The organism is Rothia sp. HMSC069C01 (assembly GCF_001814655.1).
Lineage (GTDB): Bacteria > Actinomycetota > Actinomycetes > Actinomycetales > Micrococcaceae > Rothia > Rothia dentocariosa.
Genome location: NZ_KV817408.1, coordinates 386708 through 399273, shown reverse-complemented (window position 1 = coordinate 399273; position 12566 = coordinate 386708). Strand labels below are relative to the sequence as shown.

Annotated in this window: 9 protein-coding genes and 1 pseudogene; 2 read left to right on the top strand and 8 right to left on the bottom strand. The window is 51.4% G+C overall.

What is annotated here, in order from left to right; genetic code table 11:
• The 6 genes and pseudogenes from HMPREF2981_RS08455 to HMPREF2981_RS08435 form a co-directional block, all read right to left on the bottom strand.
• Positions 1 to 631: pseudogene (locus tag HMPREF2981_RS08455) on the bottom strand (hypothetical protein); the annotation flags it as partial.
• A 225-nt stretch (positions 632 to 856) separates the two neighbouring features.
• Complete coding sequence (locus HMPREF2981_RS08450) at positions 857 to 1597, bottom strand: DUF6318 family protein (RefSeq protein WP_070662332.1); 741 nt, start codon at positions 1595 to 1597, stop codon at positions 857 to 859.
• Positions 1598 to 1956: 359 nt separating this feature from the next.
• Positions 1957 to 2175: a hypothetical protein gene (locus HMPREF2981_RS10935; protein WP_210398824.1), complete on the bottom strand. Its 219-nt coding sequence runs from the start codon at positions 2173 to 2175 to the stop codon at positions 1957 to 1959.
• 168 nt (positions 2176 to 2343) lie between these two features.
• Positions 2344 to 2667, bottom strand: coding sequence for an ArsR/SmtB family transcription factor (locus tag HMPREF2981_RS08445; protein ID WP_238382359.1), 324 nt, complete (start codon positions 2665 to 2667; stop codon positions 2344 to 2346).
• Positions 2668 to 3053: 386 nt separating this feature from the next.
• Positions 3054 to 3944, bottom strand: a complete 891-nt coding sequence (locus tag HMPREF2981_RS08440) for a fumarylacetoacetate hydrolase family protein (protein WP_070662329.1) — start codon at positions 3942 to 3944, stop codon at positions 3054 to 3056.
• Between the two features lie 158 nt (positions 3945 to 4102).
• A complete protein-coding gene (locus tag HMPREF2981_RS08435; protein ID WP_070662327.1) occupies positions 4103 to 4801 on the bottom strand; it encodes a lipoate--protein ligase family protein in 699 nt (232 codons plus the stop codon).
• A gap of 252 nt (positions 4802 to 5053) precedes the next feature.
• Here HMPREF2981_RS08435 and HMPREF2981_RS08430 point away from each other — a divergent pair, with 252 nt between their 5' ends.
• Together HMPREF2981_RS08430 and HMPREF2981_RS08425 are read left to right on the top strand one after the other, a co-directional pair.
• On the top strand, positions 5054 to 6553 hold the full coding sequence (locus HMPREF2981_RS08430) for an anion permease (protein WP_070662324.1): 1500 nt from the start codon (positions 5054 to 5056) through the stop codon (positions 6551 to 6553).
• A 338-nt stretch (positions 6554 to 6891) separates the two neighbouring features.
• Entirely contained in the window at positions 6892 to 8367 is a 1476-nt protein-coding gene (locus HMPREF2981_RS08425) for a glycoside hydrolase family 1 protein (RefSeq protein WP_070662321.1), read from the top strand.
• A 112-nt stretch (positions 8368 to 8479) separates the two neighbouring features.
• On the opposite strand, the gene HMPREF2981_RS08420 is transcribed toward HMPREF2981_RS08425, so the two are convergent.
• Together HMPREF2981_RS08420 and uvrA are read right to left on the bottom strand one after the other, a co-directional pair.
• Complete coding sequence (locus HMPREF2981_RS08420; RefSeq protein WP_070662319.1) at positions 8480 to 9538, bottom strand: aminoglycoside 6'-acetyltransferase; 1059 nt, start codon at positions 9536 to 9538, stop codon at positions 8480 to 8482.
• Positions 9535 to 12423: an excinuclease ABC subunit UvrA gene (gene uvrA, locus HMPREF2981_RS08415; protein ID WP_070662316.1), complete on the bottom strand. Its 2889-nt coding sequence runs from the start codon at positions 12421 to 12423 to the stop codon at positions 9535 to 9537. Before uvrA ends, HMPREF2981_RS08420 begins: the two co-directional genes overlap by 4 nt.
• Between the last annotated feature and the right edge of the window lie 143 nt (positions 12424 to 12566).

Sequence of the window (12566 nt, the reverse complement as noted above, 5' to 3'; positions counted from 1 at the left end):
CCACCTGCGGATACGCATAACTCGTCGACGTCTCCTTCACCCCCGAAGAGGAGGAAGTGGTGGTACTACTACTGCTGCTGCTTCGGGGTGTACCAGCTTGATGAGTTCTCAGCTCCTGCCCGTCTCCATACTCATACCGATACGCCACCGGAACCGCCCGAATCCTGGTATGCCCGATAGGTAGGTCTCCTTCAAAAATATTACTGCTGCCCTCTAAAGTGGTGTAGAAATTCGTTTCCTCACCCTTACTCGTATGCGGCGGATGAACACTATCCAGGGTCAGATGCGGATGTGCCGGGATCAGCTCCAGCAAATGGGTGCGCATCTCGGTGATAATCCGCTCGTACTCACCCTGGGCCTGCTGTGCTGCTTCCAGGTCGTTCAGGGTGCATTTGTTTCCATAGAGCTCATTGATCATATCCGGGATAGCACGCCCGGTCTTTGGGGCTTTCTCAAACGTGCCAGCATGACCATCACGACTGAGGCAGTACGAGCCGTCATTAGCGACATCAAACCCGAACGACTTATCAGTACCATTCTTATCCTGGGTAAACCCAAACTCACCATGATGATGCTCCACATACCACCGCTGATGTTCTTCTTCTCGCCTGGCCAGTTCTCCTTGGTCCATTTGTATGCTCTCGTCACCTTGATGGGAATTATCAACAGGCTGAGCATTCTGCCCCTGTTTATTCCACCGATACGTGTAAGTCTCCTCTTGTTCAGAACACCAGTATGTATTTGAATTACCACACACAACATCAGCTACAGCTAATGTGTAGAAATCCAAAGGTGCACAGAGCAGGATGAAGGCTGTTAGGAGTGGAAAAGCTCTAGTTCTCATGATTTCTTGAACCTACTTTTTATCCAGCTCGATAGGGGATACGTTATCAATAAGCCAACGATTACCATCATGATGAAGTGAGAGAGTGTACCAATTATCTTCATAGTCTTTATTTGATACTTCCCGGTAATCTTTCCCGTTCGCTTCAACGTATATAACATGAGACCATACTAGAAAGAATTTCCACTCGTATTTTCCGTTGCCCTGGTTGATAGGTTCGCCGTGGAACTCATACTTGTGACTGTCTCCACCCATGATCCAGCCACCTTTCTTATAAAGGCCAGAGTCGAAATCATAGGATTTTTTCTCATTGGTAAAGTCTTTACTAATGAGTTTCTTCGCCTCGCTATAATCTCCAGTTTGCATGCCATAATTACGCCACTCCGTCCACGCCTGCACCGTCTTGCGCATCCCTTCTAAGGAAGCATTCGTATACCCCTCCTCCGTCTTCGGTTTCGGGACATTCTGCGCAGGACCATAAAAATCCGCAGGACGATACTCCCCCTCCGGAGCTTTCGAGTTCCCCGAATAATGCGGCGACACACTCGACGACGGCGACGGATTCTCACTTGAGGAAACAGAAGCAGAACCAGAAGCACCAGCACTTTCCGCACTAGAAGAACTCGGGCTCTCAACAGACGTTCCAGCTGGTTTTGCATCTTCCCCACACGCAGATAACAACACAGCAAACCCAGAAATGCTTAAAGTGCCCATAAGGGCACGGCGAGACAAAACAGGGATACGAGTATTCATCGATGAACACATCCTCAAAATAATTGTGGCTGGGTGAATAAGATAAGACCAATTCTGAAAACCACACGTTCCATGCGCCATTCCTCCAATGGAACAGCTTATTTGCACGTACTAAATGGAATCAGAAGAAGTCATATCTATTACTCTACGATGATTCAAAATATTTAGCCATTTACCCTCGACGTATATAACCATTTATTAATAAACAACTCTGTGGATTTTATTCAAAACATTAAAGATATTAGACTTTCGAGTTTACATTTAAAAACTCAACTTCCACACAGAACTACCCCTAAGAATTGCACCTATACACTTTGAATACAACAGAGACCCTTATACAAAACCCGCCCGGCGCATCCTCATAGAGTACGCCGAGCGGGTTTATAGTCTAAAAATTGCTTATGCTGCGTGCTGGCATGTGGGGCATGCGCAGTCATCACATGCGCAGTTGGCGCAAGAATCATTGCAGTGTGCGCATTCGCAAACCGCATGGTTACACGTAGGGCAGGTGCAGTTATCACAGGTGCAGTTGACGCACAGGTCAGAGCAGTTGCCGCAGGAGCATACGTTGCACTCATCGTAGTGTCCTTCGTGCTCGCGGTGTGCGTGCCCGTCATGCAGGTAGTCTACGTGATCTAAGTGAATGACTGCCTGGTGACCACATGCAGGTCCGTGGGTATGTGCATGGCTTTCGGAATGACGGTGGGGTGCAACGGTGGTCATGATCTCTCCTCAGATAAACCGAGCTAATCGCCGGTGTGTTTCGTGTGTTCGTGCACATCCTTCACAATGTGACTGATGTGGTGGTCTAACAATTTGTAGATAGTGGTTCTGCCGTGCTGCTCCCCTTCAACAACATGCGCCTCTCGAAGGATGCGCAAATGATGCGAGGCGAGCGGCTGCGAAATACCCAAGCAGGTATGCAGTTCGCTCACACTATGTGGACGCTCCACCAGATGGTGTGCAATCGCAAGTCTTAACGGATTAGCGAGTGCTGAGAAAATTGCTACGGATGCACCGAATTCTTGTTCCCAGTCTCGTGGTTCCGTCTGACCTGAACCGTTATCCATAAACATAATTTTATATAAACGCCTTTTTATAGGTCAATACGCTACAAACTTCTCACCAAATTATGACATTAACGTACTGACTAGGCGTTTTCCTCCTTTACATGAAATATGGACTGCCCAAAACATCACAGTCCTCTTAGACTATGTGCCCCATCGTTTCCGTTTATTCTCACTCTAGCAGGCACTCTTCTCTGTCAAACCTTAAGTTACGTTTCCTAACATCCCCTATCGCGCACAAAGGTTCAGGTCAACAAAAGTACCTGCATCCTCTCCTTTACATGGGTGAGGATGCAGGTACCTTAAATACAAAGCGGAGAACGAAAGCGCAGACCATACAAGACTGCATTTTTTGCAGCGTTTACCCAACCATCTGAATAAACCTTGTCTTATCCGCTATAAGGCTGCGAGCACCTGTTACTGATAGCGCCAATTCCTTCAATGCGGGTTACTAGAGTCTGCCCAGGCTTAAGCCAGTTCCGTGGGTGCAGTGAAAGCCCTACTCCGGCGGGAGTTCCGGTAGCGATGAGGTCGCCAGGTTCTAGGGTCATGAACTGCGAAATATATGAGATAAGCTGTGCAGAAGTAAAAATCATGTCAGAGGTATTACCGTGCTGACGTATCTCACCATCAATTTCGCAGGTAAGCTCAAGTCCGCGGGTAGGGTCAAGTTCGTCCGTCGCAACAATATAGGGACCAAACGGTGTCATGCTATCCCAGTTTTTACCCTGAAACCATTCGCTGGTGCGTCCCTGCCAGTCGCGCACCGAAACATCGTTGAAAATGGTGTACCCCAGCAGTCCAGCGAGCGCTTCTTCGTCGTCTACCCGGCGCATCTTTTGCCCAATAACAAGGCAAAGTTCGACCTCCCAGTCTATTTTTGTGCTTCCGGTTTCGTTTGCAGAAGGCATCTGAATTTCTTCGTTGGGGCCGATGAGCGCGTTTGGATATTTCGTGAAGATGGTGGGATACTTCGGGATTTCGAGTCCCATTTCTTCGGCGTGATCGCTGTAGTTGAGCCCAGCACAAAGGACTTTTCCAGGGCGATCCAGCGGTCGTACAAAAGGTAGGGTATTCCAGAGTTCTTCGCCGTGTCCTAGTGTTGTAGCACCGTTTTCACGGAGGATACTCGCCGCGTTGGCAGGGTCGCCGAAGTTGGTGCGGTAACGGCTGTAGAACTGGAGTAGGGGTGAGAGTTTTGCGGGGAGTTCATAGATGGTGTCTTCGTGCATGCAGACGGCGCGGCGGCCTTTGTCGTTTTGGATTTGTCCCCAGCGCATATGCTCTCCTTGAGGTGTGATGGCGGTCGTATTACCAGTCTACGGTGAACTTATCTTTATTGTCTTGCTAGGGGTGCCGTGCAGCTGCATGGATTATGTGGGAACCGCCGATAGTTTTAGCGGACATAAGGCGGGAACGCTGCCTTGGTGCATAACGGCTATTTGAAGCCATTCTGTGCATAAATCTCTAAAATTGCGTCTTCGAGGTCTTCCATGAGCAGAGCGGGGTTTGCGTCTTCGGCGGCACCTACAGTTGCAGGGTTAAGGGGCATGCCGAGAGCATCGTATACTCGCGAGGTAATCTCGCGTAGAGATGCCGAGTTATATACAACGATTCCGGTGCTGAACCACCAGCCACCCTGAATAACGCGCTGTGCGGTCCCCACAAGTTTGATGCGTTCCCCGGAGTGTTCACCGCCTAGTCGGACGTATACGGAGTATTCTCCGGGGCAATATTCTTGGGGGATTTCGCCGACTGCCGCATCCACCCCGACGAGTTGCAGGGCTTGAGCGTACATTTCTCCGAAAAGTTTGTAACGCAGGTTGTTGCCGGTTTTTGCGTCTTCGGCGGGCTGAAAATGATCGATGACGAGGCAGCCGGTGTGGTAGGCGGCCGCGTGACCGCCTACTTTACGCACGAGTATGTCGTACCCAAGATCACGGCACGCCTGCGCGGCGGCGGTAAATCCTGGATTGAGCTCATCGCGACGGCCGAAGGCGACGGTAGGGTTCGGCTGATAGATGCGCAGGGTTGCGGGGCGTTTTCCTGCTGCGACCTCGCGCAGCATTGCCACGGTATCGTCGTGGTGCATTAGGAGCTCACCGGATTTTGGGCCTTGTTCACGAAGGATTTCCACGGATTTTATTCTACCGGGTTGGCCCATCATTCCCGACTGTTCAGCGAAAGTAAGGGAAACCAAAGCAGCCCTGTGTTTTTGCGGGCAAACCCTTTTCTGAAAGGTGAGTCTAGACGTAAACTTAAAACGTCTGAACGGTATTCCCACATAAACCATCAGATACCAACACATTCACAGCATAAGAACGCTGACGAAACCGTATGCACACTGCACGTGTGCGCCTATCAAGTTTCGTTTCAAAGGAGTACGGACATGAGCCAATCGTCCTCGACATCCGAACCCGATGCCACCGCTCGCAATGAGCAATCGCAACCTCCCGAAAAATCCAAGCAGGCTAATACTGCTCTCATCGTCAAAGTTGCGGTGATTCTCGCGGTTACTGTAGCCATCTGGTTTATTCCCGTACCCCCAGGGGTGGAACCACGTGGCATGCATATGCTCGCTATCTTTGCCGGTACTATCCTAGGTCTTATCTTCCAGCCGCTGCCAACCCCATCGGTGGCGCTTATTGGTCTCGGTGCCGCAATGATCACCGGTACCATGAATGCGAAAGAAGAAGCGCTTAAAGGCTTCGGCAACGACTCAATCTGGATTATTGTTGCCGCGTTCTTTATTGCCGATGGGTTCCTCATTACTGGGTTAGGAAAGCGCATCGCCCTATTGTTTGTGCGCATGCTCGGTAAGTCTTCCCTCGGGCTTTCGTACGGCATGGCGATCACAGACCTCGTGCTTGCACCGGCTACTCCTTCAAATACGGCTCGCGCGGGTGGCGTGATTTACCCGATTATTCGCTCTCTTGCTGAGGTGAACGGCTCTACCAACGAGACCCCCGAGAAACGCCGCAAGCTAGGCTCTTATCTGCTCATGACTGAGGCGCAGGTCAATACCATCACCGCCGCAATGTTCGTGACAGCAATGGCTGGTAACCCGCTGGCTCAAAAATTTGCTCAAGAAAAAGGACTGCATCTGGACTGGGGCACCTGGGCGCTTGCCGCATTAGCCCCCGGCCTGATTGCCCTTGCCGTTATGCCTTGGTTTATCTCGAAGGTATACCCGCCGACCATCAAGCACACCCCTGATGCTCCCGACCATGCACGCAAAGAGCTTGCCGAGATGGGCCCCTTAAGCGTGTCGGAGTGGATTATGCTCGGTACCTTCGTACTGCTGTTAGCCCTATGGATTGGCGGCACGTCCTGGGGTATTAGCGCGACCAGTGCAGCTTTCTTCGGCATCGCAATTCTTCTTGTGACTAAAGTGCTCACCTGGAAAGATATGGCGAATAACTCCAGTGCTTGGTCCACCCTCATTTTCTTCGCGGTGCTTGTGGGCATGGCGGATCAGCTCAAGAAGCTCAAGGTTGTTGATTGGGTAGGTGACCGCGCCGCACACAGCGTCGCGGGTATGTCCTGGCCGCTCGCCTTTGGCATTCTGATTCTGGTGTACTTCTACATTCACTACATGTTTGCTTCTAACACCGCGCAGATTGTCGCCCTCTATGCTGTGTTCCTGGGGGCAGCAATTTCGGCGGGTACTCCCCCAATGTTCGCCGCACTTTTCCTCGGCTTTACCGGCAACCTTATCGGCGGTATCACTCACTATGCCTCTGGACCGGCAGGAGTGTACTACGGATCAGGGTATTTCAGTGTGGGTGAATGGTTCAAGCTGGGCTTCTTATCTTCGCTCGTAAATATTATTATCTGGGGTGTTGTGGGCACCGCGTGGCTATTCGCTCTCGGATACGCTACTCCCTAGTGAACGCTCGCTAAGCTCTTCCGATTCTATTCAGCCCAATAATCTCCGTGCACTGAATCTTTTTCTAGGATTCAGCGCACGGAGCTTTTTATTTCTGCCGACATTCTGCATTCTGCCCACACCCATAAGCACTCGATACAGCGTGACGTAAACAAAGCCGATACACCAGGGGTCTAGCGTTGAAACTTAAGCCATCTTCCGTAATCTTACTGCGCATCCCTGCAAGAATATGCGCTAAAGCTGTTAGGGTTGTTGTACAACAACGGCGATGTGTTCTATCCGCCATATACGTATTCCCCATCTAAGCATTAACTGTCCGCCATCTACGGGAGAGCCCCATGCATCAAGACCAGCATTTCACGCATGACGCCCAATCGCTGCCCATCATCAAACCCCACCTGCACGGCGCGTTTCCCCCAAATTTTCTATGGGGCGGAGCCTCCGCAGCCAACCAGTGTGAAGGTGCCTGGGATGAAGGCGGCAAGGGTCCTAGTATTCAGGATGTGCTTCCTCACGGAGGGCTGAACCCACGAAGTGCCGCGCCCACACCCGATAACCTCAAACTTGAGGGCACCGATTTCTACCACCGCTACCCCGAAGACATCGCTCTCCTTGCGGACATGGGGTTCAAAGTATTCCGGTTCTCCGTCGCTTGGTCACGTGTCTTCCCAAACGGTGATGAAACAGAACCGAATGAGGAAGGTCTCGCCTTCTACGACCGTGTGCTTGATGAACTTGAAAAATACGGCATCGAACCGCTTATCACTATCAGCCACTACGAAACACCGCTTTACCTTGCAGAACAATACAACGGCTGGGTAAGCCGCGATCTTATCGACTTCTACGAACGATACTGCCGGGTACTCTTTGAGCGCTACGGCAACCGGGTAAAATACTGGCTCACTTTCAATGAAATCAATTCGGTACTGCATCTACCGTTTATGTCTGGCGGTATTAACACCCCCAAAGAACAGCTGAGTGAGCAAGACCTCTACCGAGCAATTCATCACGAGCTTGTCGCCTCAGCGCGCGCTACCCGTGCTGCCCGCGAGCTCGCACCTCAAGCCCAGATTGGCTGCATGATTTTAGCAATGCCAACCTATCCGCTCACACCATCACCCCAGGATGCGCTCGCCGCCCTGCACGCCGAACACGCGAACTTTACCTTCGGCGACGTGCACGTTCGTGGAACCTACCCCGGATATTTCCTACGCATGCTCCACGAAAAAGGTATCGAGCTCAACATTACCGAACAAGATCGGGAAGACCTCAAAAATACAGTCGATTTTGTCTCATTCAGCTACTACATGTCCACCTGTGCCAGCAGCGACCCAAGCTGCGGCGAAAGCAGCGAAGGAAATATTCTCGGTGGAGTATCTAACCCGACATTGACTGCTTCCGAGTGGGGATGGCAGATCGATCCTGTCGGGCTGCGTATTGTACTCAACCAGTACTGGGACCGCTGGCAGAAACCGCTCTTCATCGTCGAGAACGGCTTAGGCGCACGCGACGAACTTGTTGAGGTCGATGGTGAAATGACCGTGATCGACGATTACCGTATCGATTATCTGCGGGCACACCTGGAACAGGTGCGCGAAGCTATTGCCGATGGCGTGCAGCTACTCGGTTACACTACGTGGGGCTGTATCGACATGGTTTCGGCGTCTACAGCGCAGATGTCGAAACGCTACGGTTTCGTCTATGTAGATCGTCATGACGACGGTTCGGGGTCACTCTCCCGCTACCGTAAGAAGTCTTTTGAATGGTACCGTCGAGTGATCGTATCTAACGGTGCGGAGCTTGAGAACTCCTAGTAAATCTTGTGAGAAATGCGGGGTTGGTCTTCGGGTAAGTTTCTGAAAGACCAACCCTGTGTTGTGGGCGCTCACTGAAATTCTCTGACTCTCGCCGAAAATTTTACAAACCTTACGATGCTACATCGAGCGGCATATCGTGCATGCTCGTTGAGACAAACTCCCACCATGTAGGGATGAACCCGGCCGCCAAAGCCACGCGCTGTGAGAGCACATGTGAAGGGCTGGTCCCATAAAACGGAACATACCCATCGGCAAGAACCATTCGGGAAAGTTCATATACAAGACGCGCAGCAAGCCTGCGTTGTCGCACCTGTGGCAGCACATCAATACCGATTTGACGCATCAGTGGCGAATCGTCACTTGCACCCGCCATTGCTAAAGGATCCGCCAAAGCAAGGTCGGCGTCAGAGTCAAACGCGGCAAGGACCGTAATATCGGGACGACGTTTGCTAAACCCTAAAGCGTTCGCATACCGTGGATCACCGCGAAAACGCTCGTACTGCTCAGGTTGAAGGAGCTCTATTCGTACCGAGAGTTCCGAAGCTGCCATATCATCTTCGTCTGCCTCTAAAGCATCTGCCGAAGCGTTCGGTACCGTCATCACCGTGTGAAGACCGCAAATATGTTGCCGTAAGGATTCTCGAAGCGTCCCGCTATCTACCCGGCGCATCATACCGATTCCAGGTACCGCACATTTAACCTCTTGCGCCGAAACATCCGGCGGAACCACAGATTCAAGCAGGTTACGTGAAGGCGTGTAATATACGCTTGTTCCGCTCACCTGCTGGCTGTAAGGGGTCAAGAGTTCATTCAGCTGGCGTAACGGTGCATAATCGCCCAGCCAATTTGAGAGATCCCCACGCATATACTCAGTGGCCGTTTTCAAAACCCGGGGATACTTTGCGCAAAGCAACCCCACGCCCAGATAGTTACCTACCCGAAGTTCCCAGGTATCAGCGTTGCGGCGGCGGGATGCGCTCATCTCTTCCGCTGGAAGCTGCAGTGCACTCAAGACCTCAGCACCCAGATTCTGTGCTTGAGAGATAGCTCCCGCAGGTAAACAGAAATCTGCCTCTAACTGAGCAGCAAGAATATGGCGTACTCTGTCGAGAGTTGTTACAGCACCGCGCATTTGCGCTCGCGGATGATCACCTGAAATATCACTCATACCAAAAGTTCCTTGATGAAACGTCCGGTATGAGACTCCTCGACCTGTGCGACGTCTTCAGGCGTTCCTTCGGCGATTACGGTGCCTCCACCGTCGCCACCTTCCGGACCCATATCAATAATCCAGTCAGCACATTTAATGACATCAAGGTTGTGTTCAATTGTAATAACGGTATTGCCCTTGTCAACAAGAGACTGAAGCACAGTTAAGAGCTTACGGATATCCTCAAAATGCAGACCTGTTGTAGGCTCATCAAGCACGTAGATCGAACGACCGTTAGAACGCTTCTGCAGCTCTGCGGCAAGTTTCACGCGCTGCGCCTCACCACCTGAAAGCGTGGTTGCGGGCTGCCCTAGACGAATGTAGCCAAGCCCCACATCAACCAGCGTGTTTAAGTGCCGAGCGATCGGGGTGAAGGCCGCAAAAAATTCTGCAGCTTCTTCAACCGGCATTTCAAGCACATCAGAAATAGTCTTACCTTTGTAATGCACTTCGAGGGTTTCGCGATTATAGCGTTTTCCCTGGCAGGTTTCACAGGGCACATACACATCCGGCAAGAAGTTCATCTCAATCTTGAGGGTACCGTCACCCGAGCATGCTTCGCATCGACCGCCTTTAACGTTGAACGAGAACCGCCCGGGCGTATATCCGCGCATTTTAGCCTCATTCGTCTCGGCAAAGAGCTTACGAATATGGTCGAATACACCGGTGTACGTCGCGGGATTTGACCGCGGGGTACGCCCAATAGGCGATTGGTCAACGTGAATAACCTTATCCAGATGTTCCAGACCGTCTACCTTCTTGTGCCGTCCTGGAACCTGTTTTGCACCGTTGAGTTTATTCGCCAGTGAGGTATAGAGAATATCGTTCACGAGGGTTGATTTACCCGATCCCGATACGCCTGTGATCGCGGTAAAAACACCTAGGGGGAAGGTAACATCAACATTTTTGAGGTTGTTCTCGCGAGCTCCATAGACCTTTAACACACGTTTACGGTCATGTGGGCGGCGTTTCTTTGGAACTTCAATAGAGCGCCGACCCGCCATATAATCACCGGTTATCGACTTTTTATTGGACAAAAGTTCCTTGTAAGTGCCCGAATGGACGATTTCACCGCCATGTTCGCCCGCGCCTGGACCAACATCGACAATCCAGTCGGCTTCCCGCATCGTGTCTTCGTCATGTTCCACTACGATGAGGGTATTTCCCATATCGCGTAGCTTTGTCAAGGTATCGATTAGACGTCGGTTATCGCGCTGGTGCAAACCTATAGAGGGCTCATCCAACACATAAAGCACACCAACGAGCCCGGAACCAATCTGGGTTGCCAGTCGTATGCGCTGGGCCTCCCCGCCCGAAAGCGTGCCAGCGGAACGTGATAACGTCAGGTAATCGAGCCCTACGTCCAAGAGGAATTGCAGGCGTGCATCTAGTTCCTTGAGCACCTGGTCGGCGATCTTAGCCTCGCGAGGGGTCAACTTTAGGGCGCGCATAAAATCTAAGGCGGTACGAAGCGGCATAGCGGTTACATCCGCAATGGATTTACCCTCAATTTTGACGCTGAGAATAGTAGGGTTAAGCCGCGCACCGTGACATACCGGGCATGCAACTTGACGCATATATTGTTCGTAGCGATCACGCGCAAAATCAGATTCAGTTTCTTGATGTTTACGCATGATATTGGCTTTAACACCCTCAAACCCGGAAGTATAGCGGCGTTCGCGTCCAAAACGGTTGCGGTACGAGACCTCAACTTTAAAATCTTTGCCCTCCAGAATTGCTTTGCGAACTTTGGCAGGAAGATCTTTCCACGGAGTGTTAAGATCAAATCCGAGCTCTTCGCCGAGACCTGCAAGAAGACGTAGCCAATACTCGGTGGTAGATTTTCCCTGCGACCACGGAGCAATAGCACCTTCACCCAGAGTCATGTCTGGGTTGGGTACTAAAAGATCCTCATCAACTTCAAGCCTGGAGCCAATACCATCGCAAGCTTGGCATGCGCCGAAGGGCGAGTTGAAGGAGAAGGCGCGCGGCTCAATAGTGTCCACCTGCAGGGGATGATTGTTGGGGCAGGCAAGGTTTTCACTAAATGTTCGGGTACGTTCGGGTGAATCTGCTTGTACATCTACGAATTCGATGAGCAAGCGGCCATCGGCTAGTCTGAGTGCGGTCTCCACAGAATCGGTCAGTCGCTGGTGGATGCCCTCCTTGATCACGATGCGATCTACCACAACGTCAATGGTGTGTTTGTATTGTTTCGCTAGTTTAGGAGGATCCGAAAGTTGAACTGTTTTTCCGTCCACCCGGGCACGCGAATAGCCCTGTGTCACCAGGTCTTTGAACAGATCAACAAACTCACCTTTGCGAGCTGATACCACGGGGGCAAGAACCTGCAAACGCGTACGTTCGGGGTATTCCAGCAGTGCATCGACAATCTGCTGCGGGGTTTGCTTGGTAATTTCTTCACCACAGACAGGGCAATGCGCACGTCCTACACGGGCCCACAGCAGGCGCATATAATCGTAAATCTCAGTTATGGTGCCTACCGTCGACCGCGGGTTTTTTGAAGTAGATTTCTGGTCGATAGAGACCGCTGGCGATAGCCCCTCAATAAAATCAACATCGGGCTTATCCACCTGCCCAAGGAACATACGCGCGTAGGAAGATAGTGATTCAACGTACCTGCGTTGTCCCTCTGCGAAGATGGTGTCAAAAGCAAGTGAAGATTTACCCGATCCCGATAGCCCTGTAAAAACCACCATTGCGTCACGTGGAATCGCAAGATCAACATTTTTGAGGTTGTTCTCACGGGCACCCTGCACACGAATGCTACTCAAGTCGTTTGACTGCAAAGGGGTGGTTGCTGATCCAGCGCGGGGAGGCATCGAAAATCCTTTCGTCTATCTTCGAATCTACATTCTACGCTCTTTCGGCGGGGATAGCATGCTTTATGATGCAGGTTTGACTCGTGGCGAACTTTTTTCCTGGCGACTTTCGTTCCCGTTACCCCCTTATACCTGCCGCTAGA

What these genes read in the sequence shown, in the direction of transcription:
- HMPREF2981_RS08450 (WP_070662332.1), bottom strand. Translation starts at nt 1,597, where the DNA reads ATGAATACTCGTATCCCTGTTTTGTCTCGCCGTGCCCTTATGGGCACT.
- HMPREF2981_RS10935 (WP_210398824.1), bottom strand. Translation starts at nt 2,175, where the DNA reads ATGAGTGCAACGTATGCTCCTGCGGCAACTGCTCTGACCTGTGCGTCA.
- HMPREF2981_RS08445 (WP_238382359.1), bottom strand. Translation starts at nt 2,667, where the DNA reads ATGGATAACGGTTCAGGTCAGACGGAACCACGAGACTGGGAACAAGAA.
- HMPREF2981_RS08440 (WP_070662329.1), bottom strand. Translation starts at nt 3,944, where the DNA reads ATGCGCTGGGGACAAATCCAAAACGACAAAGGCCGCCGCGCCGTCTGC.
- HMPREF2981_RS08430 (WP_070662324.1), top strand. Translation starts at nt 5,054, where the DNA reads ATGAGCCAATCGTCCTCGACATCCGAACCCGATGCCACCGCTCGCAAT.
- HMPREF2981_RS08425 (WP_070662321.1), top strand. Translation starts at nt 6,892, where the DNA reads ATGCATCAAGACCAGCATTTCACGCATGACGCCCAATCGCTGCCCATC.
- HMPREF2981_RS08420 (WP_070662319.1), bottom strand. Translation starts at nt 9,538, where the DNA reads ATGAGTGATATTTCAGGTGATCATCCGCGAGCGCAAATGCGCGGTGCT.
- uvrA (WP_070662316.1), bottom strand. Translation starts at nt 12,423, where the DNA reads ATGCCTCCCCGCGCTGGATCAGCAACCACCCCTTTGCAGTCAAACGAC.